The sequence below is a fragment of the Streptomyces sp. NPDC090108 genome (genome assembly GCF_044747185.1).
GTDB lineage: Bacteria > Actinomycetota > Actinomycetes > Streptomycetales > Streptomycetaceae > Streptomyces.
Window position 1 is genome coordinate 350085 of sequence record NZ_JBIVDQ010000002.1, and the last position, 25340, is coordinate 375424.

23 protein-coding genes are annotated in these 25340 nt (G+C 71.7%); 6 read left to right on the forward strand and 17 right to left on the reverse strand.

What is annotated here, in order from left to right:
- The first annotated feature begins 16 nt into the window (after positions 1–16).
- Positions 17–967, forward strand: coding sequence for a carbohydrate kinase (locus ACIPRD_RS06860; protein WP_401560608.1), 951 nt, complete (start codon positions 17–19; stop codon positions 965–967).
- 263 nt (positions 968–1230) lie between these two features.
- Entirely contained in the window at positions 1231–1527 is a 297-nt protein-coding gene (locus tag ACIPRD_RS06865; RefSeq protein ID WP_356408128.1) for a hypothetical protein, read from the forward strand.
- A gap of 48 nt (positions 1528–1575) precedes the next feature.
- Here ACIPRD_RS06865 and ACIPRD_RS06870 read toward each other — a convergent pair whose 3' ends face one another.
- The 4 genes from ACIPRD_RS06870 to ACIPRD_RS06885 form a co-directional block, all read right to left on the reverse strand.
- Positions 1576–2049 carry a hypothetical protein gene (locus ACIPRD_RS06870; RefSeq protein WP_401560611.1) on the reverse strand — a complete coding sequence of 158 codons (474 nt, stop codon included), beginning with the start codon at positions 2047–2049 and terminating at the stop codon, positions 1576–1578.
- A 139-nt stretch (positions 2050–2188) separates the two neighbouring features.
- A complete protein-coding gene (locus ACIPRD_RS06875) occupies positions 2189–3559 on the reverse strand; it encodes a phosphatase PAP2 family protein (protein ID WP_356408122.1) in 1371 nt (456 codons plus the stop codon).
- A 359-nt stretch (positions 3560–3918) separates the two neighbouring features.
- Positions 3919–4425, reverse strand: a complete 507-nt coding sequence (locus tag ACIPRD_RS06880; protein ID WP_356408119.1) for a CAP domain-containing protein — start codon at positions 4423–4425, stop codon at positions 3919–3921.
- Between the two features lie 473 nt (positions 4426–4898).
- Positions 4899–5561: a deoxynucleoside kinase gene (locus ACIPRD_RS06885; RefSeq protein WP_356408116.1), complete on the reverse strand. Its 663-nt coding sequence runs from the start codon at positions 5559–5561 to the stop codon at positions 4899–4901.
- 553 nt (positions 5562–6114) lie between these two features.
- Between ACIPRD_RS06885 and ACIPRD_RS06890 the strand changes: the two genes are divergently transcribed.
- Positions 6115–6939 (forward strand): hypothetical protein, encoded by an 825-nt coding sequence (locus ACIPRD_RS06890; protein WP_401561860.1) that lies wholly within the window; start codon positions 6115–6117, stop codon positions 6937–6939.
- 155 nt (positions 6940–7094) lie between these two features.
- On the opposite strand, the gene ACIPRD_RS06895 is transcribed toward ACIPRD_RS06890, so the two are convergent.
- From ACIPRD_RS06895 to ACIPRD_RS06925, 7 genes are all read right to left on the reverse strand, one after another.
- Entirely contained in the window at positions 7095–7889 is a 795-nt protein-coding gene (locus ACIPRD_RS06895) for an SGNH/GDSL hydrolase family protein (protein ID WP_356408110.1), read from the reverse strand.
- Positions 7890–9068: 1179 nt separating this feature from the next.
- Positions 9069–10145, reverse strand: a complete 1077-nt coding sequence (locus ACIPRD_RS06900; RefSeq protein ID WP_401560616.1) for a class I SAM-dependent methyltransferase — start codon at positions 10143–10145, stop codon at positions 9069–9071.
- A 182-nt stretch (positions 10146–10327) separates the two neighbouring features.
- Entirely contained in the window at positions 10328–12730 is a 2403-nt protein-coding gene (locus tag ACIPRD_RS06905) for a glycoside hydrolase family 65 protein (RefSeq protein ID WP_401560619.1), read from the reverse strand.
- A 49-nt stretch (positions 12731–12779) separates the two neighbouring features.
- Positions 12780–13700, reverse strand: coding sequence for a pyridoxamine 5'-phosphate oxidase family protein (locus ACIPRD_RS06910; protein ID WP_401560622.1), 921 nt, complete (start codon positions 13698–13700; stop codon positions 12780–12782).
- 142 nt (positions 13701–13842) lie between these two features.
- Positions 13843–14547, reverse strand: coding sequence for a response regulator (locus ACIPRD_RS06915; protein WP_401560625.1), 705 nt, complete (start codon positions 14545–14547; stop codon positions 13843–13845).
- Between the two features lie 59 nt (positions 14548–14606).
- Positions 14607–15332: a CBS domain-containing protein gene (locus ACIPRD_RS06920; protein WP_356408095.1), complete on the reverse strand. Its 726-nt coding sequence runs from the start codon at positions 15330–15332 to the stop codon at positions 14607–14609.
- A 130-nt stretch (positions 15333–15462) separates the two neighbouring features.
- Positions 15463–16164, reverse strand: a complete 702-nt coding sequence (locus ACIPRD_RS06925; RefSeq protein WP_401560628.1) for a CBS domain-containing protein — start codon at positions 16162–16164, stop codon at positions 15463–15465.
- Positions 16165–16516: 352 nt separating this feature from the next.
- Between ACIPRD_RS06925 and ACIPRD_RS06930 the strand changes: the two genes are divergently transcribed.
- Positions 16517–17281 carry an HAD family hydrolase gene (locus tag ACIPRD_RS06930; RefSeq protein WP_401560631.1) on the forward strand — a complete coding sequence of 255 codons (765 nt, stop codon included), beginning with the start codon at positions 16517–16519 and terminating at the stop codon, positions 17279–17281.
- Positions 17282–17321: 40 nt separating this feature from the next.
- Here the strand turns inward: ACIPRD_RS06930 and ppk2 are convergent, their stop codons facing one another.
- From ppk2 to ACIPRD_RS06955, 5 genes are all read right to left on the reverse strand, one after another.
- A complete protein-coding gene (ppk2, locus tag ACIPRD_RS06935; RefSeq protein ID WP_401560634.1) occupies positions 17322–18125 on the reverse strand; it encodes a polyphosphate kinase 2 in 804 nt (267 codons plus the stop codon).
- 53 nt (positions 18126–18178) lie between these two features.
- A complete protein-coding gene (locus ACIPRD_RS06940; RefSeq protein ID WP_401560637.1) occupies positions 18179–19069 on the reverse strand; it encodes an SDR family oxidoreductase in 891 nt (296 codons plus the stop codon).
- A gap of 92 nt (positions 19070–19161) precedes the next feature.
- Positions 19162–19899, reverse strand: a complete 738-nt coding sequence (locus tag ACIPRD_RS06945; RefSeq protein ID WP_401560640.1) for an SDR family oxidoreductase — start codon at positions 19897–19899, stop codon at positions 19162–19164.
- A gap of 50 nt (positions 19900–19949) precedes the next feature.
- Positions 19950–20645 carry a TetR/AcrR family transcriptional regulator gene (locus ACIPRD_RS06950; RefSeq protein WP_401560643.1) on the reverse strand — a complete coding sequence of 232 codons (696 nt, stop codon included), beginning with the start codon at positions 20643–20645 and terminating at the stop codon, positions 19950–19952.
- Between the two features lie 175 nt (positions 20646–20820).
- Positions 20821–22176 carry a mycothione reductase gene (locus tag ACIPRD_RS06955; RefSeq protein ID WP_401560646.1) on the reverse strand — a complete coding sequence of 452 codons (1356 nt, stop codon included), beginning with the start codon at positions 22174–22176 and terminating at the stop codon, positions 20821–20823.
- A gap of 682 nt (positions 22177–22858) precedes the next feature.
- On the opposite strand from ACIPRD_RS06955, the gene ACIPRD_RS06960 reads away from it, so the two are divergent.
- The gene (locus tag ACIPRD_RS06960; RefSeq protein ID WP_401560649.1) at positions 22859–23272 is read left to right on the forward strand and encodes a hypothetical protein; all 414 of its coding nucleotides are present in this window, start codon (positions 22859–22861) and stop codon (positions 23270–23272) included.
- A gap of 163 nt (positions 23273–23435) precedes the next feature.
- Here the strand turns inward: ACIPRD_RS06960 and ACIPRD_RS06965 are convergent, their stop codons facing one another.
- A complete protein-coding gene (locus ACIPRD_RS06965) occupies positions 23436–24017 on the reverse strand; it encodes a hypothetical protein (RefSeq protein WP_401560652.1) in 582 nt (193 codons plus the stop codon).
- A gap of 594 nt (positions 24018–24611) precedes the next feature.
- On the opposite strand from ACIPRD_RS06965, the gene ACIPRD_RS06970 reads away from it, so the two are divergent.
- On the forward strand, positions 24612–25277 hold the full coding sequence (locus tag ACIPRD_RS06970; RefSeq protein ID WP_401561863.1) for a TIGR02679 domain-containing protein: 666 nt from the start codon (positions 24612–24614) through the stop codon (positions 25275–25277).
- Positions 25278–25340 lie beyond the last annotated feature (63 nt).

The window sequence follows — 25340 nt, forward strand, 5'->3', positions numbered from 1 at the left end:
AAAGGAACCCACAGAAGTGATCGTCGTCGCCGGTGAGGCGCTCATCGACCTCGTGCCCGCTCCCGTCGCCCCCGAGCGGCCGTCCCCCCTGCCGCCGCTCCTGCCGCAGCGAGGCGGCGGCCCGTACAACGTCGCCGTCGCGCTGGGGCGTCTCGGCTCTCCGACGGCGTTCTGCTCGCGCGTGTCCACGGACGCCTTCGGCGCCGCTCTGCTCGCGGGGCTGCGGGACGCGGGCGTCGGCACGGAACTCGTCCAGCGCGGCCCCGAGCCCACGACGCTGGCCGTCGCCGACGTGGGCAGCGACGGATCGGCCGGCTACGGCTTCTACACCGAGGGCACCGCCGACCGCTTGTTCGCCCTGCCGCCCGCGCTGCCGGACGGCACCACCGCCCTGTCCGTGGGCACCTGCTCGCTCGTGCTCGAACCGGGCGCGAGCGCGTACGAGGCACTGCTGCGCCGGGAGTACGGCAACGGGGTCTTCACCGCCCTCGACCCCAACATCCGGGCCGGTCTGATAGCGGACCCCGACGCCTACCGGAGGCGTTTCCTGTCCTGGCTGCCCCATGTCACGCTGCTGAAGCTCTCGGTCGAGGACGCCTGCTGGCTCGCGGACTGCCGTCCCGACGGCGCCCTGGAGGACAGCCTGGCCGCCTGGCTGGAGCGCGGTCCGGCGGCGATCGTCCTGACCCGGGGCGGCGACGGACTCAGCGTGCGCGGCCGGGGCGCCGGCCGGGTGGACGTGCCCGGCACCCCGGTCGAGGTGGTCGACACCATCGGCGCGGGGGACACGGTCAACGCGGCCCTGCTCCACCGGCTGCGCGAACTGGGGGCGTTGAGCCACGCGGCGGTTGCCGGACTCGGCGCCGACGTCTGGCGGGACGTGCTCGGCTTCGCGGCCCGCGCGGCGGCTCTGACCTGCTCGCGGGCGGGGGCCGAGCCGCCCTACGCCTCGGAGCTGTCGGACTGAGGCGGCCGGGGGCCGCGGAGCGGACCGGCCGGGCGGGGCAGGCCCGACGGGGTCCGGTGGGGCAGGTCCCGGTGGGCGGCCCCGCCGGCCAGGCTCGGCGGGCAGGCGCCGGTGGGGGAGCGGGCGCTCCCACGTCGCCGGTCCGCGCGGCGACCTGAGAAGCGGCTCTGGCGGGCCACCGCTGAACGACCGCCGAACAGGGCTCCGCTGAAGCGCAGTTGCCGATTTCCCGTCTGACCGGGCGTCTGCTTATGATCTTGATCGTGACTGTGCAGAACGCCGGCAAGGCGCCGTCCCGCAAGCAGCGGCTCCAGGAGAAGCAGCGCCGTCAGCTGGCGGTGGTCGACACCGTCGACAAGGCTGAGGTGAAGGTCCGCAAGGCGGAGGCGGAGCTTGCCATGGCCATCGCCGAGGCGGTGCAGGTGTTCGGCGACGAGCACGCCGCCTCCCAGGGGCTCGACATGCCCGCCGAGGCCATCCGCCGGTTCATCGACATCGCGCTCACGGCGACCGCGTCGCCCGACGAGAACGACACCGAGACCCCTCAACCCCAGTCCTGAGCCTGCCCGTCGACCTCGCGGGGCAGGCCTCGTCCCCGCTTCCGGCCGTCAGCAGTACACGGTCCGTGTGGCGGAGTCGAGCCGCAGACGGGTGTGATAGCGGGCGATCAGGGCCTCGGTGTAGTCGCCGTGGTCGACGCGGAACCAGACGTCGTCCTGGCCGCGATCACCATTGACGTCGTCCAGGCGGACGCACCAGCGCTCCGGGCGGATCTCCTTGGTGTACGACTCGGTGCCCTGCCGCACGTCATGACATGTCCGCCGGTGCTCGGTCGTGTACCAGGTACGGGTCCGGCGGTGGCCGCGGGAGCCGGTCGTGGAGGAGTGCCCGACCCGGACGTCTTCGGCCGAGCACTGCTTGACCAGGTGCGGGCGGGTGGCCGGGGCGGTCTTCCGGGGGACGTGCCTGAGGTCGTCCTTGAGCCCGGAGACCGGGTCGGGGGCGTCGAGACCGCAGGCGGTGAGCGTGCTCAGAAGAACCGCCGCCAACCCGAGCGCCGCTCTCGCTGTCCTGTCCGGCATCCTTGTCTCCCCCCGCGGTCCGGACGCGCAGCGTATCGAACTTCTGTGCAGACGCACCGGTGGACGACGGGCCGGACCACCTTGTCCGGCCCGGCCCAACGGCGCGTCTCTTCGGGCGAGTCCGGGCAGGGAATCCCTCTCAGACGAGTTCCGGCAGGGGTTCCGGTCGCCTGTCCGGTGACACCGCAGGCTCCCACGACCGGGTGGTCCCCATGTAGTGATGGATGACCGAAGCCATCGCCAGCAGGAGGAGCGGCCCGAACACCCAGGGATGTCCGGCCATGTGGGTCGGCAGGTAGCGGTAGGAGAGCAGGAGCCCGGCGAAGACGGCCGTGCCGTGGGCCACCAGCCGTACTCCCGAGGGGTCCCAGCCGCGTTCGAGCGAGCGCAGGGCCGCCTCGATCGTGAGCGCGAACACCACGCCGGCGACCAGGTCCGTGCCGTAGTGGTAGCCGAAGCCCAGCGTCGCGCAGAGTGTGGCGACCAGCCAGAACGTCCCCGCGTAGCGCAGCGCCTTCGGGCCTCTGCGGGAGTGGATGAAGATCGCGGTGGCCCACGCGGTGTGCAGGCTCGGCATGCAGTTGCGCGGGGTGATCGCGTCGTACGGCACCGGGTGGGGCGCGCCGAGGACCGGCGGCGTGTCCGGCCACAGGTTGGCCACCGCCCACTGCACGCCGCCGGTCCCGGAGGCGCCGGGACCGTAGGCGAAGACCGGCCCCACCACCGGGAAGATCATGTAGATGGCCGGTCCGAGCAGGCCGATCACGAGAAAGGTCCGCACCAGATGGTGGCGCGGGAAGCGGCGCTCGGCCGCCACGTCGCGCAGCTGGTACAGCGTCACGGCGACCGCGGCCACGGCGAGCTGGGCGTAGACGAAGTGGAGGACATGCGTGCCGGCCGGCCCGACGGCCGCGAGGATCCGGCCCGCCAGCCACGACGGGTCGCCCAGCGCGTGATCGGCGGTCGCCACATAGGGATCGAGCACCGACGGGCGGGTCTTCGACGTGATGAGCAGCCAGGTGTCACCGGTCTTGCGGCCGGCCACCAGCAGCAGGCCGAGCCCGACGCCCTTCAGCAGCAGGACGCGTTCCTCGCCGGTGCGGCGCGTGACGGCGACGACCGCGCAGCCCAGCATCACCCAGAGAGCGCCGTTGCCGAAGGAGCGGCCCTCGGGCACGTCGGCACCCGCCGCCCAGCGCACCAGGACGAAGACGACATCGATGCCGATCGCGGCCGCGGCCGCGATGAATCGCTGCCGCCGGGTGAGCACCACCATCATCAACGCCATACCCGCGTACAGCGGCCCCGGTTTGGGCGGGAATATCACCTCGCGCGCCTGTTCGGTGATCGGCCCCGGAACGCCGCAGTAGCGACGCGCGACCACTTCCACCGCGACGAGAAAGGCGAGGGCCACCGCACCCGTCGTGGCCCAGAGCAGCGCCCGTGGGTGACGCCGTACGGCGATCAGCGTGCTTCTGTCGGTTATTCGCGCAAATGCCCGCGATATCATATATGTCAAGGTGTCTGGCCGCTTTGGTCATTGGTCAACCAGGCCACATATCGCGCCGTATGGCATGGTTTGCCGGAAAGCCAACAGTGATCGTCGTGAGCTCGAACATGCTATCGGAGCATGTCATCGGAGAGGCGGGCATCAGGCGTCCGGCACCACGATCAACCCCCCCCCGGGTCGACAGAAGCCCGCCGGCCGGTCGGCACGGCGGGCAGTGCGACGATATTGCCTCTTCTGTCCGAAGGCTGTGGCCGGCGTCACTACTACGGCGAAACGGAACGGGCCGGGCGGGAACCTGGATGGGTTCCCGCCCGGCCCGCGACCGCGGCCTCGGCCTGTGGACTTCCCCTGGAGAGGGGTCAGTTGTAACGGCACACGGTGATACCGTCACGCGCGCCGCAGCCGATCTTCGTGTACCCCGGCTGGATCATGTTGTAGTAGTGCCCCCAAGTCCGGTACCCCGGGCTGTTGGTGTCGTGGTCGGGATCCGCGTCGTAGGCGCCCTTCTCGCTCGCCCACTGCCCCGTGGCCTGCGTCGGCGACGAGGACGAGATGTTCTCGGCGGCGTTGTTCACGCTCTCGTCGTGCTGCAGGCCGCCCGCGGTGGATGCCGGGTCGTCGGCCCAGGCCTGGGCGCCCCTGGCGAGGCCGGCGTCCCAGGACAGCGCCGACTGGCCCGCGTCCTGGCGCACGCTGTTCGTCTCGGAGACGATGCTCTGCTGATCGGACGAGCTGACGTCGGCGGGGAAGGCCGCCGCGTGCGCGGTGCCCGCTGCGGCGCCGTACGCGAGCGCCATGCTTCCGGCCATCAGCGCCGCTGCGGCGACGGCCGTGGCCCGGTGGTGTATTCGAGTCGGATGCGTCATTTGCGACTCCCTGGTCGCACAGGGGACGGCGGCAGGGGCGGAGCCCTGCTGGAGAGGCGCCGGCGTGCGTCACGGCCGTCGTCGGCGGGCCGCACGCCCGGCTCGTGCGATGGTCTGGAGCCATCGGCGACGCGGTGGTCCGCAAGGCGTCCGCATGGCCGCCTTCGGTAGCACAAGCCTATGTCCGGGGCGTCCGGGAGGCGACCGGAGACATCGCAACGCCGCCCGCCTCCCCGGTCGCCGTGCGGGCGGGCCGGGGAGGCGGGCGGCGTCAAGTGGGGCCGTGCGTCACGGTGTTCCGTGCGTTCCCCCGTCGGAGGGCATGCCGTACCCGCCCGAGTCGGGCCGGACGACGGCCTGTTGAGCGGAGCCCCTCCGACGCGGGCCGCCGCGGCGCCGGCCTTCGGCGGCGTACGCGGCGCCGGAGCCGAGCCGAGGCCGCGCCCGGGTCCGTGCCCGAATCAACGCCCGAGTCAGCGTCGGCGCTCGACCGAGGCCAGGGCGTCCTTGACCTCCTGCGCCACGCGGGCCGCGTCCTCGGGGTTGTGCACCACGTCCGTGTTGTTCATGTCGATGACGAGGACCTCGCTGGCCGAGTAGTGCTTGTGCACCCAGTCGTCGTAGCCGGACCACAGCGTCCGGTAGTACTCGACGAGGCTCTCGTCCTGCTCGAAGTCACGGCCCCGCAGACCGATGCGGTGCTGCACCGTCTCGAAGTCCGCCTTCAGGTAGACCATGAGGTCGGGTGCCTTGCGGTACGGCAGACCGTCGATCTCGCGCATCATCTCGTCGAGCAGCGCCTCGTACACCTGCATCTCGAGGGAGCTGATCCGGCCCAGGTCGTGGTTGACCTTGGCGAAGTACCAGTCCTCGTAGATGGAGCGGTCGAGGACGTTGTCGTTCACTTTGTACGCTTCCTTGATCGACGCGAACCGCGTCTGCAGGAAGTAGAGCTGGAGCAGGAAGGGGTAGCGCTTGGCCTGGATCTCTTCGGGGCTCGCGGTGTAGAAGAGCGGAAGAATCGGGTTGTCTTCCACGCTCTCGTAGAAGACCTGGCTGCCCAGCTCCTTGGCGAGCAGCTCGGCGACACTCGTCTTGCCGATGCCGATCATGCCTCCGACGCAGATCACTGGCATACCTCATTCTCCCGGGGGGCTTCTGTCCGTGGGCGGGGCGACCGGGCGCCCCACCCCATCGAGACGCACGCCGGAGGGCACGCGATTCCCCGGGACCTTCATGATCAGCGTCACGTGGTTCTCGTCCGGACAGCTGTCCCGACACGTACCGCCCGCCTCGGCCGGCCAGAGCATTCCGCAGTCGCCGCGCATAGGGGCGAGCCGCAGCTCGGCGGCCGCCTTGAATCATAAATGAAGATTCACCTTCTGCCTGCCGGTGTGCCGGCGCCCGCTCCACCCCGCGCTCCGGCGCCGCCCGCGGACGTCCGCGACCGGGTTCCGTGCCGCGTTTCCCGTGTGCGGGTGACTGCGCGAGAGCTTGTGGTGAATTGCCCTGCTGGGCGACGTTTCGCCCCCCTGTGGGAAAGCGGTAGCGGTACGGCTCACTCGCGGACCTATATTGACCCGGGGAAACATCGGCGCGGTGCGGGGGGATCGAGCGCTCATGCGATCAAGGGGAACGCCGGGAAGAACGCGCAGGGCGTCCGCCGCCTTCTTCGTCTGCGCCGTCGCCATGGTGCTTCTGGGCGCGTGCGGGACGGAGGTGGCCGGACAGGGGGACGGGAGGCCGGCGTCGGCTGCCGAGCCGATCCCGTGGACGACGATGGAGCCCTCCGCGGTCACCGGAGTGCGTCTCGGTGCCGACCGCCGCACACTGCTCCTCGACGCGCCGGTGCCCAGCGGTCCCCGTCCTTGCGTGCGCAGGCTCAAGGCCGTGCTCACCGATCCGATGACGGACCTCGTACGGGTGCAGGTCACCTTCACCTCGCCGTCCGGCGACAGGGCCTCCGGGTGCACGAGGGAGGGCAAGGCCACGGCGAGGGTGCGGCTGCCCGAGCCGCTGGGCGACCGCGACGTGATCGTCGACAGTCGTACGCGCTTCACCGCCGACGGTGCCGCACCGCCCGCGCTGCGGTTGTGCGGGAAGCTGGGCTGCACCCCGCCGGTCACCGGCTGCACCCCCGACTCCTACGACCAGGCGCTGTCGGCGGCCGGCGCGCCCGAGCACACGTACCGGGACGCGGAGAGGTGCGACGGCGGGTGGCTGGTGCTCGACTTCTCCTGGCGCACGGGACCGGCCTGCGGCGACTCCACGGGCCCCGCCTGCTCGTCCCGCCTGGGCGACCGCTGGTTCTTCCGCGCGAAACGCACGGGCTGGATGCCGATCACCCGGACCTCGGCCGGAGGCTGCCGGAGCGTGCGGCGCGTGGAGCCCGCCTTTCCGGCCTCGCTGTGCGCGTCACTGGCTCCGCTGCCCTCTGCGCTCCACCCGGGTTTTCCTCCGCCCTCCCCGTCCGGGAAGCCCGGTCGGGGAGCACCTGCTACGGCCACCCCGTGACCCGGCGTACGGCCGGCCCTCATCGCGCATGAGGTGTCGGCGGCACGATGCCGCAGCCCCTGGGGCCCGCCCGAGGGCGGCATGGGCAACCCCCGTGCGCGGTGCTCGCACGGGGGGCCGTGGGGTTCGGGGAGTGTGCCGTCGGAGGGGTCCGGTCAGCTGTTGGCGTTGAGGACCGGGTAGAAGCCGGAGGCGTGGCCGGTGGCGGTGGGGTGGTACGACTCCCACGACGGCGAGACGACGATGGAGTGCATCCAGTTGTCGCCGGAGCACAGCTCGTGCCCGTTGAAGGTGCCGCGGACGTCACCGAAGACGAAGCCGTGGGCGGCGGCCCTGGCCTGGATGACGTTGTCGAGGACGTCGGAGGCCTCGTCGATCTTCCGGTGCTTGGTGTCGCTCAGCCCGATGCAGAAGACGTTGAGGGTGTACAGGTGCGGGTAACCCAGCACGACGACCTTGGCGTTGGGGGCCTTGGCCCGGATCGCGTTGTAGGTGGCGTCGAGGCGGGCGGGCAGGGTGTTCTGCGCGTAGCTCTCCGCCTGGTTGACCCGGTTGACGCAGTCGGAGTCGGAGTCGGTCGCACAGGCCGTCATGACGTCGGCGAACCCGGCGTCGTTGCCGCCGATGGTCAGGGAGACCAGCGTGGTCGAGGAGTTCAGGGGGCCGAGCTGGGAGTTCGTCACGTCCGTGGTGACGGCGCCCGAGCAGGAGGTGTCCGCGAAGGAGGACGGGGCGTGCGCGTTCTTCCAGAGGTAGGGGTAGGCGCTGAAGCTGCGGTGGCAGTTGCCGCTCGCGCTGTCGTAGTTGCCCGCGCCGTTGCCGGCGGAGTAGGAGTCGCCGAGCGCGACGTAGACGGGACCGGCGGCCTGGGCCGGGGCGTTCAGACCCAGGCTGAGCAGCACTGCGGCGCCGAGGGTTGCGAGCACCGAGAGCGGCTTGGTCGATCTCACGGGGACCTCCAGAAGTGGAATGTTGGATTCCGTCGAACGGCAGACGGCAGCGCTACGCCTTGATGCGGACATGACAGGTCAGCCTTCCGGCCGGACTCGCGTTCGCGCCCCGGTCTCACGGGGAGGCGGCCAGGGGCGGGCCGAACGGGAAGGGCCGCCACGGGAAGGCGGTGAGATGCCCCCCGGTGGGTCGGGGGCGACATGGGAGGCCGCGGGAGTGCGGCCGGCGGATGGTCAGCGCATGCCGGTGCCGGACGGGTCCGGCATCCCGGTCACGGACCTGGAGGCGGGGCGGCGGGAGCGCGCGCCCCGGCGGATGCGGGCTCGGCGGACGTCGCGTGGGTCCGCGGCGAGGGCCCGGCGGTGAAGGCGGTCCGAGTGGGGGGAGGGGTGGGAGTGGTGGGTGCGGTCACCGTGGACGGGCCGGTCGCTGTGGCGATCGGGCCCGTGCGTCTCGCGGTGCCGGACTTCGTGATCCGCATGCGGCTCTCCTGTGGGGGGATGCGGGTCAGGGGGTGTGCGGGTGCGGCAGGGACCCGCCCATGGATGGTGGGCGTGCTCCTGACAAGTTCACTTTTGAAGTGTCGTGATTCCAGGGCCTGTCGGCAAGCTGTTGGAGCCAAAAAATTACGCGCGTAGCACTTCTCTGTGACAGCGCTGTGTCCGCGGCCCGCAGCGGCTGCCACCTCAGGGGACTCCACGTCAGGGCGTTCGCGGCCGGGGCGGTTTGAAGCGGGAGGGTCGGCCCGCGCGGCTGGTGACCATCTCCCAGGTGCTGAACCTGGCCGGGGCGCTCACCGAGGACCGTGTGCGTGCGGGCCGGAGCGCTCGTGCGCCGGATCGGTGCAGTCCCGGCCCGGCTGCAGGCTGCCGGGAGCCGGCAGCCGGATGAACGAGGGGTGTCACCGCCTCGGCTCCTCCGGTGCGGCGCTCCGGCACGGCCGCCTGGCCACCGGCCGGGTGCCGCGCTATACGGCCGGGCCCCGCGCTTTACCAGCCGGGTCCCGCGCTACACGGCCAAGGCCCCGGCGCCGCGCGGCCGGCCTCGGGCAGGCTGGTGCCAGGGGAGTGCCGGGCGTGCGGCACGGCGGGTGAGCCGGTCCGGGTGGGTCCGGCCGGGCTCCACCCGGTCGGGGCGCCGCCGATCGCCCCCCCCGCCGCCGCTCTGCCGCTTCGCGGTCAGACGCGGGCCTCGTAGACGATGTTGAACGGCGTCTGTGCCGCCCGGCGGAAACGGGTGAGCCCGGCCTCGGACGCGACCTGACGGGTGCGTTCCTCGCCCGCCTGGGCGCCCAGGGCGCGGCCGACCTCCTGGGACTGCGAGGCCGGCGTGCAGATCAGGGCCGAGGCGCTGTAGAAGGTGCGGCCGACCGGGTTGAGGTTCTCCTCCAGCCGGTCGCCCGCCAGCGGCTCCACGAGCATGATGCTGCCGCCCTCGGCCAGCCGCTCCCTGCTGTGCGCCAGGGCGCCGACCGGGTCGCCCATGTCGTGCAGGCAGTCGAAGAACGCGATCAGGTCGTACGGCCCGCCGCCGAAGTCCTTGGCGCCGGCCACCTCGAACGCGACCCGGCCCTCGACGCCGCCCTCGGCGGCCAGTTCGCGGGCCGCTTCGACGGACGGCTCGTGGGTGTCGAAGCCGGTCACCCGCGCGTCCGGGAACGCCTCACCGATCATCACGGCGGAATGTCCCAGCCCGCAGCCCACGTCGGCCACCTTGCCGCCGGTGCGCAGCTTCTCCACCACACCGCTCAGCGCCGGCAGCCACTCGGCCACCAGGTGCGCGGCGTAGCCCGGGCGGAAGAAGCGGCCCGTCCCGGCGAACAGGTCGGCGTGATGCTCGTGCCAGCCGACGCCGTTGCCGTCCCGGAAGGCGCGCTCCAGCCGGTCCCGTTCCTCGGCCGAGCCGCAGGACAGGAACGACTGGTACCCGCCGAGCGCGAAGGCCGGACTGTTCTCGTCGGCGAAGACCGCGCTCTGTTCCGGCGTCATGCGGAAACGCTCGTCGCCTTCATGGCTCAGGTATCCGCTGGCGGCCATCGCGGCCAGCCACTCGCGGACGTTGCGCTCGGTGGTCCGGGTACGCCCGGCGAGCTCCCCCGGGGTGACGGTCTCGCCGTCCGAGAGGGCCCGGAAGAGCCCCAGCCTCTCCCCGAGCAGGGCCAGGGGCGCCGCCGCGACCGCGCCCAGATCGGTCACGACCCTCCCGAGCAGCTCGTTCAGCTTCGTCTCGTCCACGGCGCTCATGTCGACCGACACGACCGCACCTCCGCTCGCTCCGGCCGGACCCGCAGTTCGTCGCGGAGGAGATCCCCTCGCGCCGTTCGTGCGACTGACGCTACCTCGTGCCCATGGGGAGAAAGCGCTGCAAAACACCCCGGAGCGCGGGCGGGAGCCCATCAAGGCCACCCCCGTCCCGGGCGGCCTCGGGTGACGCCGCGTCAGGCCTCGGACAGCGTGAGCCGGTACGTCTCCCCGGGGGCGATGGTCACCGCGCGGCCGGCCAGCCTCACCCGGACCGGTGACTCCTCCGAGTCGGGCACGCTGATCTCCAGCTCCCCGCCGCGCCGTCGTATGCCGATCCCCCAGTGACCGCGATAGCGCACCGTGAACCCGTACTCGGAGAGCGTCGAGAGAGGGACCGGGTCCAGCCACAGGGCGTCCTCGCGTGTCTCCAGTCCCGTCAGGCCGCGCTGGATCAGGTCGAGGGTGCCGGCCATGGCCCCGAGATGGATGCCCTCACCGGTCGTACCACCCTGGATGTCGGCGATGTCCGCCTCCAGCGCCTCGCGGACGTACTGCCATGTCTCGGACCGTCTGGCTCTGGCGAGGACCAGCCCGTGCACCAGTCCGCTGAGGGTGGAGCCGTGACTGGTGCGCCGCAGGTAGTAGTCCACGGTGCCGCGCCAGATGTCGTCGTCGAGGGGGTAACCGAGACGCTGGAACAGGGACCGCAGCTCGGCGGGCGAGAACAGGTAGCCGAGCATGAGGACGTCGGCCTGCTTGGACGCCTTGTAGCGGTTGACCGTGTCGTCCTCGGCCTCCAGGATCCGGTCCAGCCGGCGGATGCTGCCGTAGCGGGCGCGGTAGGCGTCCCAGTCGAGTTCGGCGAGGTCGTCGTACCCCTCGAACTGGCTGATGACGCCTTGGTGGAACGGCACCCGCAGCCGGCGTGAGACCTCCTCCCACCTCGGCAGTTCGTCAGCTCTCAGCCGGACCCGCTGGAACAGTTCCTCGCGGCGCCATGCGGGAAGGCGCCGCATCAGCTCCAGGGTGCGGGCGAGGACCCAGGCGGCGGTGACGTTGGTGTACGCGTTGTCGTCCAGCCCCGGCCGACCCGCGTCCGGGTAGCCGTCGTGGTACTCGTCCGGGCCGACGACACCGCGGATCCGGTAGCGGTCCGGGCCGGGGTCGTGGACGGCGAGACCGGCCCAGAAGCGGGCGATCTGCAGCAGCATCTCCGCACCCTTGGTGTGCAGGTACTCGGTGTCGCCGGTGGCCTCGCAGTACTGCCACACGTTGTAGGCGATCGCCGAGCCCACGTGGTGCTGAAGCCTTGAGTGGTCGGGCAGCCAGCGGTCCGAGCGGGGGTTCAGATGCTGTTCCTGGGTCTCCTCGCGGCCGTCGCTGCCGCTCTGCCACGGGTACATGGCCCCGGCCCGGCCCGCCTCGGCCGCGGCCCTGCAGGCCCGGGGGAGGCGCCGGTAGCGGTAGTTCAGCAACGCCCGGGAGACCTCGGGGAAGTGCAGGTCGAGATACGGCAGCACGAAGAGCTCGTCCCAGAAGACATGACCCCGGTAGGCCTCGCCGTGCAGCCCCCGGGCGGGAACGCCCACGTCCAGGTCCCCGGTGTGCGGGGAGAGCGTCTGCAGGACGTGGAAGAGATGGAAACGCAGGACGCGGCCGGCCTCGCCGGGCACCCGCAACTCCGCGCGCCGCCACAGTTGTTCCCACGCGGCCGTGTGGGAGTCCAGCAGGGTGGGGAAGTCCGCTGCCGTGGAGACCCGGTCGACCGCTTCGCCCAGCGGGTCGCTGATGGCCGTGTCCCGCGAGGTGTGCAGCGCCACGGTCTTCTCGACGGTGACGGGACGGCCGGGGGCGATCAGGACGACCAGGCGGTGGACGGCCCGCTGACGACCCGGCCGGAGCACCGATGCGACCGGAGCCCGGTCGGCGACGACCGTCGTCCGGGCGGCCAGGGCGACGGTGATGTCCGAGGAACTCGTGCGGCAGCTGAGCCAGATCGTGCGGGGCTCGCGCGCACCCGTCCGCACATGGCCCACGTGGCGGCGGTCGAGCGCGCGGTAGCGGTGCACGTTGCCGTTGATCACCTGGCCGTCCAGACAGCTCTGGATCTCGATCTCGCCCGACCAGCCCTCCGCCGTGAACTCCGTCCGCAACGCGGCCAGGTGAGGATCCCCCATGTGCACCATCCGGGTCTGCTCGACGCCGACCAGGCCCGTGCCGCCGTTCCGGTGGTGGAAGGACCTGGTGAGGGTGGCGCGGCGCAGGTCCAGCGTGTGCCGGTGATCGACGAGGGTGCGCGCGTCGGGGGAGAACCACGGGCCCCACGCTTCCCCGGCGCGCCGCGTACGGAACCTGAGGAGCAGCCAGTTCGGGAGGTTGACCAGGTCCTCGTTCACCAGCCGGCGCCCCGCCACGGCCGACTCCAGGCGGTTGTAGCACCCGGCCGCGTAGGTCCCCGGGTAGTTCGTCAGACCGGCCCGGCGCTCGGGCAGCGCTCCCCGTGTGGCGAAGTAGCCGTTGCCCAGCGTGCAGAGCGCTTCCCGCAGTTGTTCGGCCGCGGGGTCGTAGCCCGTCCACTCCCATGTCCACTCCGACATCCGCCACCCGTCCCTCTCCTGCGGAGGTGATGGAGGACCGTGCGGCGGGCTACTGCTCGGCCGCGGTGATCCGTCGCCCGGTGAGGCTCGTGGGGCGGATCGACAGCCACATCTCACGGGCACCGCCCGCCCATGGTGTCGTGTGGGCGTGCCGGGTGAGCCGGCGTACCTCGTCGGGCTCCGTCACGACCGTCGCGGGGCCGACGGCGAGGACGCTCCAGCCCTGGCTCAGGGCGTCGTCCACGTGGTCTACCTCGAAGGCGACCTCCCTCTCGGCCGCCGCCGCGGTCACGGAGTTCGGCGCCGTACGGAAGACGATGGCGTCGTCGACGACCGCGTAGTTGACCGGGATGACAGCCGGATGCCCCTCGGACGTCGACACCGCGACGCGTCCCACACCGTGCGTGGAGAGCAGGGTGCGGCACTCCTGCGGAGTGAGGTCCCGGAGCACGGGGTGCAGCAGCGCGTGCCCCTGGCCGGGCGGGAGGTCCATGCCACCTCCGTACAGAGCGGTGACGGTGGTGCCCAGTGCGCCGGCCAGCCTGATGAGAGTGGCCATGGACGGGGCCGCGGGCCTCTCTTCGAGGTAGGCGAGGTACTCGGGGGACATCCGTGCGCGGCGGGCCGCTTCCTCCAGGCCGATCCCCTGTCTGCGCCGCTCGGCGGCCACACGCCGGCCGATGTCACCGGGGTCGGCCGTCCGGCGCGGTGTGACACGGGTGGACGCGGCTTGTGCGGCACCCGTGCCCGGCCGTGACGTGCGCGTGGTCCCGGAGGGGGCGTCGTGAGGGTGCTGGAGGTGTGCGTCGGGCCCGGGGAAGACGAGCGTCACCTCGTCCGTGTCGGACCAGCGCACGTCGTAGGGGGGTGTTCCGTCCTCGTGGTGGATGCCGACGATCTCGCCGTCGCGCCGGGCGGCGCCGGTCGTCGGACTCTCGATGACGAGTTGGTCGCCGAGGTGAGCTCGCATGACTCTCGCCCTCTCCTCAGAAGGGTGCTGTATCCCAACCTGCCACGCGCGCCCCTCCGCCGCAGGGGACGGCAGCCCCGGTCCCGTGAGACGAGCGCACCGCGTCCGGGAGGACGCACGCACCGTCGCACGGCCGAGGGGCTCATGACCCGGAACCCGTGTGCTCACCGCCGCGCTGATCCAGGTGGCAGGCGAGGACGGCGGCCTGGACCCTCCGCTGCACGCCGAGCTTGGCCAGCAGCCGGGAGATGTGGTTCTTGACGGTCTTCTCGGACAGATAGAGCTTCTTGCCGATCTCACGGTTGGTGAGACCCTCGCCGATGAGGGCGAGGATGTCCCGTTCCCGGGGTGACAGCCCCGCAAGTTCCGGCGGGAGGGGCGGTGCCCCGGCCGGCTCCGCGCGCAGCGAGCGCATCAGCCGGGCGGTGGTCGCGGGGTCCAGCATGGACTGTCCCGAGGCGACGGTGCGCACGGCCGAGACCAGGTCGGACCCCTTGATCTGCTTCAGGACGTAACCGGCGGCGCTGGCCATGATCGCGTCCAGCAGGGCCTCCTCGTCGTCGAACGAGGTCAGCATCAGACACGCCAGTTCCGGCATCCGGTCCCGCAGTTCCCGGCACACGGTGATGCCGTCGCCGTCGGGCAGGCGTACGTCCAGGACGGCGACGTGCGGGCGCAGGGCCGGTCCGCGGACGAGGGCCTGCTCGGCGGTGCCCGCGTCGCCGACCACTCGGATGTCCGGCTCGGCGTCGAGCAGGTCGTTCAGCCCGCGCCGTACCACCTCGTGGTCGTCCAGCAGGAAGACCCGGATCGGGTCCTGCTCGGTGAAGGTGTGTGTCTCGGCCATGACGATCCCTCACCTCGGTCTCTCGGTTCGGACGCGCTCCGAGCTGCCCACGAGACCGATCATCGCCCGTGGCCCCCGGACGCACCAGGGCCGACCGGGCCCTGTTCGTGCGGCGCTTCCGTCCGGTGCGGGGCATGCCGGACCGCGTCCCGCGCGAGGTCGAACTCCACGTCCACCACCCCCTCGACGGCCCGCACCAGGCGCGCGGCCACGGGGACCAGGGCGGTGTCCCGGACCCGGCCGGTCAGGGTGGCGACTCCGTCGTGCACCTCCACGTGGAGGTCGCAGGACGACAGCGGGAAGAGGTAGGCCACGATGTCCCGCCGTACCTCCTCGGCGATGTCCTCGTCGTCGCGCAGGAAGACCGTGAGCAGGTCGGCGCGGCTGACGACACCCTCCAGCAGACCGGCCTCGTCCACCACGGGCAGCCTCTTGACCTTCTCGCGGGCCATGACGCGTGCCGCTTCGGCGAGAGTGGCGTCCGCCCGGACGGTGATCGCGGGTGAGGACATCAGGTCCCCCGCGGTCACCGCGCCGGCCTTCACCACGTCGGCGGGGCGCAGCAGGGCGTAGCCCCGCTCGGGGCTGTCCCGGAGTTCCTCCGTGGGCAGCAGGTCGGCCTCGGAGACGACACCGACGACCCTGCCCTCTCCCTCCAGCACGGGCAGCGCACTGACCCGCCACTCCTGCATCATGCCCACGATGTCCTTGAAGGAGGCCCACCGGCCGACGGAGACGACCGTGTGGGTCATGACCTCGCTGACGATCTGCGGGCTGGCGAACATGATGACCTCGCTGGGCGTCGGTGAGAGCGGGTGCCGTCTCCAGCATGTGCCCGTACGCGGAGGCGGGCCATGGGACCCTCGGCCTCGGGCAGGGCCGGTCGGCCTTCCGTCGGCCCCGCGCGGGCGGCCGTCAGATGCCCCGCCCGTCGGCCCCGGTGAGCCGGCAGTCCACGCCGACCACGCCCTCGACGCCCCGCACGAGGCGGACGGCGAGCGGAATCCGCGTGGCGTCCGCGACCCGGCCGGTCAGCGTCGCGACACCTTCGCTGACGATGATGTGCACGGGCTCGACCGGGGCCGGGAACAGGACGTCGACGACATCGCGCCGGATCTCGTCGGCGAGGTCGTTGTCCGGACGCAGGAACACCTTGAGCAGATCCCCCCGGCTGACGACGCCGTCGAGGACGCCCTCGGCGTTCACGACCGGAAGCCGCTTCACGTGCCGGACGGCCATGATCCGCGCGGCTTCCGCGAGCGTGGCGTCGGCGTGGACGGTGACGGCCGGGGTGCTCATCAGCTCCTCGGCACGGGACGCCCCGGCCTTGGCCAGGTCGGCCAGGCGGCGCGTTCGGGTCAGCCGGTCCGGATCGCTGTCCCGGAACTCCTCCTTCGGCAGCAGATCGGCCTCGGAGACGACCCCGATGACACGGCCGTCGCCCTCCAGGACCGGCAGGGCACTGACCTTCCACTGGTCCATGCGCTCGACGATGTCCTTGAACAGGGCCGTGCGTCCCACCGCGACGACGGCCCGCGTCATCACGTCGCTCACCCGGTGCGGGCTGCCGTGCAGGCTGTCCTGCTCCCGGGCCTGAGGCCGAGGCCGTGTGCTCATGTCGGACCGCCGCTGCCGTCGGGGGCGTACAGATCGACCAGCCGGATCCGGGAGGTGTGCGGTCGCTCGGCGACCGTGGTGGCGGAAGACATGGTTCAGGCTCCCTTCGTGGGTCCTGATACCAGCGTGAGCGCTCCAGAGCGCCACCACCACAGGCCGCTCGGATCCGGCCGGGGCCCTTCGGCCCCTCGTCCCCGTGCCCCCGCATGCGCGGAGGAGGAGCGGAATCCACACTGGTCGGGGAACGAGTGCCCGCACCGGGGAGGGCCGCACTCCGCAGGCTCCGACGGAGCCGGCAGCGATGCTCGAAGGAGACGACCATGACCGCGGGCCGGCCGGCGCAGGACAGGCCATGACAGCCCGGTCCCTGGCCGCGCTCGTACCGTCGCTGCGTGACGTCGCGGCGGTGGTGCTCGACACCGACGGGGTGATCACGGACTCGGCCCGGCTGCACGCCGAAGCCTGGAAGGCCGCCTTCGACGCCTTCATCGGCGAGTACCCGCCCGGGGATCTCGGGCAGCGGCGCCCGTTCGACACCCGCGAGGACTACCTGCGGTACGTGGACGGGAGGTCCCGGCTCGACGGCGCCGCCGCGTTCCTCGTGTCGCGCGGCCTCGCGCCGTCGCCGGAGACGGTACGCCGTGTGGCGGGTGAGAAGGAGCGCCTGTTCACCGAGAGCCTGCGCGCCCATGGCGTACGGGCGTATCCCGGCACGGTACGGCTGGTACGCGTGCTGCGCCGGGCCGGGGTTCCGGTCGCCGCCGCCTCCGCGTCGCGGCACGCCCGGGAGCTCCTCGCCCTGGCCGGCGTGCTGGACCTCTTCGACGCGCTGGTCGACGGCGCGGAGGCGGCCCGGCTGGGGCTCGCGGGCAAACCGCAGCCCGATCTGTTCCTGGAGGCGGCCCGACGGCTGGGCGTCCCGGCCGAACGCGCCGCGGTCATGGAGGACGCTCTCGCCGGTGTCGAGGCGGGCTGTCGTGGACGCTTCGCCGTCGTCGTGGGCGTGGACCGCTCCGGCGACCCGGACACCGCGGCGAGGCTGCTCCGCTACGGCGCCGACATCGTCGTACGAGACCTCGGAGAACTGCTCGAAGGCGAAGGAGCACCGTCGCGGTGAGCGGGACGTCCGTCGCGCCGACGAAACGGCCGGGTGCGGTTCAGAGGTCCGCGGTGTGATCGGGGACGTAGGTCTGCAGATCGCGTGGCGGCCGCTCGTACCCGGTCGACGGCGGCCGGGACGGCAGTTCGAGAACCGGTGGCGGCACCTCGTGGTAGGGCACGGAGTCCAGCAGGTGGCTGATCATGTTGAGACGTGCCCGGTGTTTGTCGTCGCTCTCGACGACGTACCAGGGCGCCTCGGCGATGTCGGTGTGGACCATCATCTCGTCCTTGGCCCGCGAGTACGCCTCCCAGTGCGTGATCGACTCCAGGTCCATCGGTGAGAGTTTCCACCGGCGCAGCGGATCCTCCAGCCGGCGCCGGAAGCGTTCCTGCTGCTCGGTGTCGCTCACCGAGAACCAGTACTTGCGCAGCAGGATTCCGTCCTCCACCAGCATCCGCTCGAAGATCGGGCACTGCCGCATGAAGAGCTGGTACTCCTCCCTGGTGCAGAAGCCCATCACGTGCTCGACCCCGGCGCGGTTGTACCAGGACCTGTCGAAGAGCACGATCTCCCCGGCGGCCGGCAGATGCTCCATGTAGCGCTGGAAGTACCACTGCGTGCACTCGCGTTCGGTCGGTCTGGGGAGCGCCGCGATCCGTGTCACCCGCGGATTGAGGCGCTCCGAGACCCGCTTGACGGCGCCGCCCTTGCCCGCCGCGTCCCGTCCCTCGAAGACGACGACCAGCCGGGCGCCCTCCGCCCGCACCCACTCCTGGAGCTTCGCCAACTCGGTCTGCAGCCGCAGCAGTTCCTTCTCGTACACCGTGCGCGGGAGTCGTGCCGCCTTCTTCCCCGCCATGCCCCACCACCATCCCTCGCCATCGAGCGTCCGGCGCAGATCCACGCGTGCGGTCAGCAGACCCCGGTGACGAGGTCCGACAGGCCGACGCGGGTCAGGAACTCGCGCCGGATGCGGTCGGCGACGTCGGAGACTTCCCCCGAGCCGTCGTCGGCAGGGTCGATGTGGACACGGTAGGGCCGCTGTCCGTCGGGGAGGGCGACGATGCGGGCGATCTCGTCGGAGACGAGCGAGGCGTCCGCGCCCTCCGGAGCGAGCGCGGCGAGCTTCTCGGACACCTGCTCCATGAGGCCCGCGTAACGGCTCTCGTACACGGTCGCGGTGTCCTGGTCGGCGGGGTGCCCGGAGTGGGCGAAGTGGTTCGTGCCGCTGGTGAAGGAGCCCGGGACCACGATCGACGTCTCCACGCCCCAGCGGGCCAGCTCGCCCGCGTAGCTGACGGCCATGGAGTCCATGGCGGCCTTGGCCGCGAAGTACGGCGCCAGGTACGGCGGGGTGCCGCCCTTGACGCTGGAGCTGGACACCCAGATCACCAGGCCCTTGCCGGCGGCGCGCAGGTGCGGCAGCACGGCGCGGTTGACACGCTGGGTGGACACCACGTTGACGTCGTACAGCTCGGCGAGCTGCTCCGGCGTGAACGCCTCGGCGGGCCCGGTCACCATGTGGCCCGCGTTGTGGATCAGGACGTCGATGCGGCCCTCTTCCGTGAGGATCCTGGCCACGCCCGCGTCCACCGACTCCTGGGAGCCGACGTCCAGTTCCACGGTGCGCAGGTCGACGTCGTGCTGCTCGGCGTACTCCTGGGCGGCCAGCACCTGCGGGGCGTTGCGCGTGCCGGTCTGCCGCATGCCCGCGTACACGGTGTGGCCCGCATCGGCGAGGGCTCGCGCGGTGAGGGCTCCGAAACCGCTGGAGGCTCCGGTGATGACGATGACCTTCTTCATGGTTCTCTCTCCCTTGCGCGGTCGATCGGTCCGTGCGGCCGGGCGCGCGTGGGTCACGGCCGGTGCGGGACATTCCGGGTGCGGGGGTGGGCTCAGGCGGCGCCGCCGTTGGTGAAGAGGACCTGGCCGTTGACCCAGCGGGCGGGGCCGGCGAGGAACGCGACCGCCTCCGCGATGTCCCCGGGGACGCCGAGCCGCTCCAGCGGCGGGACCTTGGCGAGCTTCTCGATGGTGGCCTCGTCCTTGCCGTCGAGGAACAGCGGGGTCGCGGTGGGACCGGGCGCGACCGCGTTGACGGTGACGTCCTTGCCGCGCATCTCCCGGGCCAGAACCGGCGTGAGGGCCTCGACGGCGCCCTTGCTGGCCACGTAGGCGCCGTAGGTGGGGAAGAGCAGCCGGGTCACCGAGGTCGAGAAGTTGATGATGGCGCCGCCGCCGCGCACCCGGCGGGCCGCCTGCTTGGACACCACGAAAGTGCCGCGGATGTTGGTGCGGTAGATCCGGTCCAGGTCGTCCATGTCGAGCGTCGCGACCGGCGAGAGGAGCATGATGCCCGCGGTGTTGACGACGACGTCCACGCCGCCGAACTCCTCCTCCACGGTGTCGAACGCGGCCGACATCGCCTCCTCGTCGGCCACGTCGCCGCTCACGGCGATGGCACGTCCGCCCGCCTCACGCACCGCGGCCACGGTCTCCTCGGCCCTGGCCTTGTTGCCCGCGTAGTGCACGGCCACGGCCATCCCGTCCTCGGCCAGGCGCTCCACGACGGCGCGGCCGATACCGCCGGATCCGCCGGTGACCAGGGCGACGCGGGTGTTCTCGTTCGTCATGGGTTCGCCTTTCACAGGGAGCACGGAGAGCCGGGCCGGCCGCACGGGCGTCACTCGGCTCCGCCGTCGAGAGGGATCGCCGTCAGCCACTGCCCCAGCAGGGCCGCCTCGGCGGGGGTGAAGGGGTGCGGGGTGAGCCCTCCGAGGTTCGACCGCAGGGTGGTGACGGCGGACGCACGGGCGTCGCGTGCCGTCGTGCCGGGCGCGTCCACGAGGATGGCGCGGTGGACGGCGTCCCGCACCAGGGTGGACAGCCCCTGGTCGGGGTAGAGCGCGGGCCGGGTCACCAGGGCGAGGGCGACGCCGGTGTTGGCCGACATCACCATCTGGGCGGCCACCTCGGGCGGCACGCGCAGACGTCCGTCGGCGGCGAGCCGGTCGAGGACGTCGCGCAGGAGGCGCACCGCCTCTTCCACCGCCTGCGGCACGGACCGCAGTCCGGGCGCGAACATCAGCTTGTAGGCGTTGGGGTGGGCGAGCGCGAAGGCGGTGTGGCTGTCCCATCCGGAGCGCAGGTCCTCCAGCGGGTCCTGGGACTTCTCGGCCTTCCGCTTCCGGTCCAGGTACTGGCCCCAGGTGTGGTCGACGGTCGCCGAGAGGAGGCCGTCCTTGTCACCGAACAGCCGGTACAGCACCGGCTGCTGGATCCCCGCGGCCTCGCACACCGCACGCGTGGAGACGTCCCCCGAGTCCGAGGCGTCGAGGAGTTCGGCCGTCACCGCGATTACCGCTGATCTCGCGTTCATGTAAGCAACGATAACGACACCTATCGCTGATCGCAAGTTCTTGTTATCGGCGATACGGATCCTTCGTACGCACCCGCGCGGACGCGCCGCCGCGTGTTCCGGTGCCGGGCGCGGAGAGATCGGGCTGGGGGAGATCGGGCGCGGGGAGGCCGGGCGCGGGGAGGCCGGGCGCGGGTCAGACTTCGAGCAGGGCCTGTTCGACGACCTCGGTCAGGGCCGGGTGGATGTAGATCGTGTCCCGGGCCACCTGGTCCACCGTCAGCCCCAGGGACATCGCCTGGATCAGCTGCTGGATCAGGGTGGCGGCCTGCGGCCCGATGATGTGCGCGCCGAGGATCGTGCGGTCGGCCGGGCTCACCAGCAGCTTGACGAAGCTGGTGGTGTCCTCCAGGGCCCAGCCGTAGGCGGTCTGCGCGTAGTCGCGGACGCTCACCAGGTACGCGACGCCGAGCCTGCGCGCCTCCTGCTCGGTCAGGCCGACGCTCGCGATCTGCGGACTGGTGAAAACGGCGTGCGGCGCGACTTTGTTGGACAGGGTCCGCACGTCCTCGGGGTGCAGCAGGTTGTGCCGCACGACCCGCGCCTCGGCGTTCGCCATGTGCTTCAACTGGAAGTGGTTGGCCACGTCGCCCAGGGCCCAGACCCCCGGCACCGACGTGCGATACGCGTCGTCGGTCACGATGTGGCCGTGCTCGTCGAGCGCCAGCCCTCCGGCCGTGGCGTCCAGGAGGTCGGTGTTGGGCCGGCGGCCGGCGCTCACCAGCAGCGTCTCCGCCTCCACGACCTCTTCGCCGGCGGGGCCGCTGACGGTGAGCGCCACCCCGCCGCCGTGTGCCGCCACGGACGTGACGGCGGTCTCCAGCAGAACCCGGTGCCGCTGCGCGGCCAGTTCGGTGAACCGCTCCGACACCGCCTCGTCCTCCGCCATCAGCAGCCGCGGCCCGCGCTGCACGATCGTCACGTCGGTACCGAACGCGCCGAACACGTAGCCGAGTTCGGCGGCGACGAACCCGCCGCCGATGACGGCCATCGACGCGGGCAGCTCGTCCATCCGCATCACGGTGTCGGACGTGTGGTACGGGACGGCGTCGAGTCCGGGAACGTCCGGCACCCGGGGCCGTGCGCCGACGGCCACCACGAACATGTCGGCGGTGATCTCCTCGGCGCCGACCCGCAGCACCTTCGGCGCGGTGAACCTGCCCGGCTCGGTGTAGACGTCGACGCCGTTCGCCCGGCGGTAGTCCACCGCGCTGTCGTGCAGCGGGTCGATGCGCCCGAACACCCGGTCGCGAATGGCCTTCCAGTCGACGCGGTCGACGGTGGCGTGGACACCCAGCCGCGCACCGGTCCGCGTCCCGACGGCCACATCGGCGGCGACCACGAACATCTTGCTCGGGATGCAGCCCCGGTTGAGACAGGTGCCGCCGAAGCGGCCGGGATCGACCACGGCGACCTTCAGCCGGGCCGTTTCCTCGGAGAGCAGCATGTTTCCGCTGCCTGCCCCCAGGATGACCAGATCGTAGTGCGCCACGTCGTCCACCTCCGCCGTCGGAGTCGGTCTCTGAGTCGGTCCCGGAGTCGGTCAGGGAGAGAATTTCTGAGGCCGCGAAGACGAACGGGCACGAGCTCCGAGCGACTTCTGGGCCGGCCTTTTGCGGGGGGCGCGGATCGGTCACCACTCTCCGATACAGCTTGCCCGATTCCTGTGCAGTGTGCAGCCGAGCGTGCTGTCGCCCGCTCCCGGCGGGTCTACCGGGGCGGTTTCCGCGCTCCGGCGCTCCGGCGATTCGGCGTGCGGGGGCGGTTCCCGCGCTCCGGCGATCCGGTGGCGTGTCGTCGGCGGCTGAGTCCTGATCGGGGCGGGAGCGAGTGGCCGGCTCGGACTGCGCGACCCCGGTGCCCCGTTCGGCGACCCGCGGGTGTGCGGGGGAGCGAAGACTCGCTCGACGTCGCGCTCGACGCCGGGCGACTTCCTCTCCCCGAGGGGGAGGGGCGAGGGGTGCCAGCCGTCCTCGTCGAGAGGCGGCGCCAGGGGACGGACGGCGCGCGGGAGACCGTGGACGTCGCCCTGCGCCTTGACCCCGGCCGGGCCACGCCGCTGCGGCCGTAAGGGCATCAGCTCGCGGACCGATACCGATGGCCTCGCGCCCCGATCGTCCACCCCCGGTGGCACCTCGGCCACCAGAGCCGGACCGGCCGCTTAGAGTGGTCCGATGTTCGATCGTCTGGAGATCGAGGTTCTCCCGCCGGGCTCCCGATACGCCGCCCAGGTGCGGCTGCGCGTCAACCGCGAGGATGTGATCCGCGAGGCGGTCGGCGAAGGCGGCCGCGGACCTTTCGCGGCGGATGTGCTGCCGGCCGACCGACCCAGCCCGCTCCGGGCCACCGCCGAGGCGCGGCGCCTGGAACTGGGGGCGCCGGAGTGCACCGGCGAGTGCTGTGGCTTTCTCACCGTGGTCGTGCAGCGGTTCGGGGAGATCGTGCAGTGGTCGGACTGGACGATGCCCGGGGCGCTTCCACTGGCCCCCGATCCTTACCCGCTGCCGGAGTTCCACTTCGAGGCGGGACAGTACGACGCGGAACTGGCCCGCGCCGAGGCGGACCGCTCCTGGCAGGCGCGACCGTAGAGGAACCAGGAAGCAGGAACCAGGAAGCAGGAAGCAGGAACCAGGAACCCGGCGGGATCTCACCGCTCGGACGCCCTGCGGGCGGTCGCCGCTTCAGCAAGGGACCGCTACCGCCACGCCGGATTCCAGGCCCAGGCCGCTCGCCACGACGCTCCGCTCGGGATCAGTACAGCCAATGCCGCAGTACGAAGATGTGGAGCGCCAGGGCGGCTGCGATGGCGAGGCCCAGGACGACTCCCCACGTCCGGGGCCCGATCCGGTCCCTGAGACGCTGCGGCGGTCGGAACCGCGCGGACGGGTCGGTGCTCAACTCCCACCAGTCCATTATGCGTTGGACGTCCGCGTCGAAGTCGGGCAACGGGTACGTGGCGCTGTCGGTGAGCGCGGGCAGCGATCGGCGCCGCCTGTTGGTCAGCGTGATCCGGGCGGTGTACGCCATCCCGGTCCGGCCATTGATGTCGCGTGTGTCGATCCAGCGGATCTCCCGCCAGGGGTGGGTACGGCCGCGGCCGATGCCCCAGCAGATCGTGATGCCGTCGGCCCCGACCCGGGTCCAGCTGCGGCGTGACGACCACAGCCCGCCTGCGAGGAGCACGAAGGCCCCGGCCGTCAGCCACGAGAAGGCCACGCTGCTCAGGTCTTGAGCGGCGAGGAACAGTTGAACAGCGATGGCGGCGACAGGTGCGATCAGGTGACGCCACGAGAGGCGATAGCGGTCTCGACCGCGGAAGATCAATTCGTCCACAGCCGCGCACGCTACGCCCGCTCATCGAACACGCGACCGGGTGTGCACGGTCTACAGCGAAGCTGTTACGTGACCTGGAAAAGGCGCTCTGGCCTCGGTCGGCATCCGCCCAGGAAACGCGGAACGCGACGAGTGGCACAGCGGCCTTCTCCATGCCTGCCCAGGCAGGCAGGCGGTGGCCGCTGCGGCGGCGGCCGTCAGGACTCGGGGAGGCATGGTCAGGGTCTCCATGACTGCCCCCGCCCGCCCGCAACCCGCGGCCCGCCGGGAAAGTCGGCAAAGCGGTCGGCGCGGGTCCTGAAAAGCCAAGGGACCGCTACCCGGACAGGCGCCTCGCTGTAGGGTGAGGAAACAGCCCTTGACCTGCAAGTACGCGGGCAGGGAGCCGACAGATCGGGAGTTTCTCCGTGTTTCGCACCATGTTCAAGTCCAAGGTCTAGCGTTTGGGTGTTCCGCAGGTCAGAGGCTTGACAGTCATGCTCGGGTCAGCGGGCGGTCAGCATCGGACGCGGGAGCGTCCCAGCTTGCCGACCAGGTGGCCTCCATGGGGGAGCTGGACACAGGTGCCCGGCTCCCGCTGGGGAACTGCCGGACCTGGGCACCCGCCTGCGCGCCAGTGCGGTCGGACGGGGCCTGTCCTCGACGCTGGAGGAATTGGGCCCACCACTGACCGACCGTCGGGCAGTCCGCGGCGCGGCGACGGCTGAACGCTCCCGCCTGTGGTCGACGGTTCAGACGGAGCTGGAAAGCACGACGCTGTCGGCCGAGCCCTGGACTGCCCAGTGGCTGGAGGAGATACGACGCGGCGGCACACTCGCCCGCCAGGACCCGCACACCGTGACCACCGTCATCACCCAGGCCGTCCAGACTCTGGCGACACTTTTCCCCGGCACGGACCCACGCATGACCGCGGCCTCCTGGGGCCGCGGCGAACCGGCCACCCGCGTCACCGGCTCGGCGCACGGCCTGGACGACGGCACCCTGCTGTCCCGGCTGGTCCTGCGCGGCATCGCACTGGCACGAGGCGTCGAGTTCCCCGGCGACGCACCGGCGCGCCGGGCGCTGTGGCGCATGGCCTCGGTCACTCCGGACGAGGTCTCCAGCACGGTTCTCGCGTACGGCCTGCGCCCCACCGGCGGCACCTGGCGGGAGGCGGCACTGCGCGAGCGTGCCGATCACCACATGGAGATCCACCTGACCCTACGCGAACTCCGCACCCTCACCCTGAACATGCCGCCCGGCACCCTGGTCCACAGGTGACGACGTTGAGCATCCGCCTCGCGGATGGCTCCAGGCCGGGTTGGGACGGTGGCTCAAGCCCTG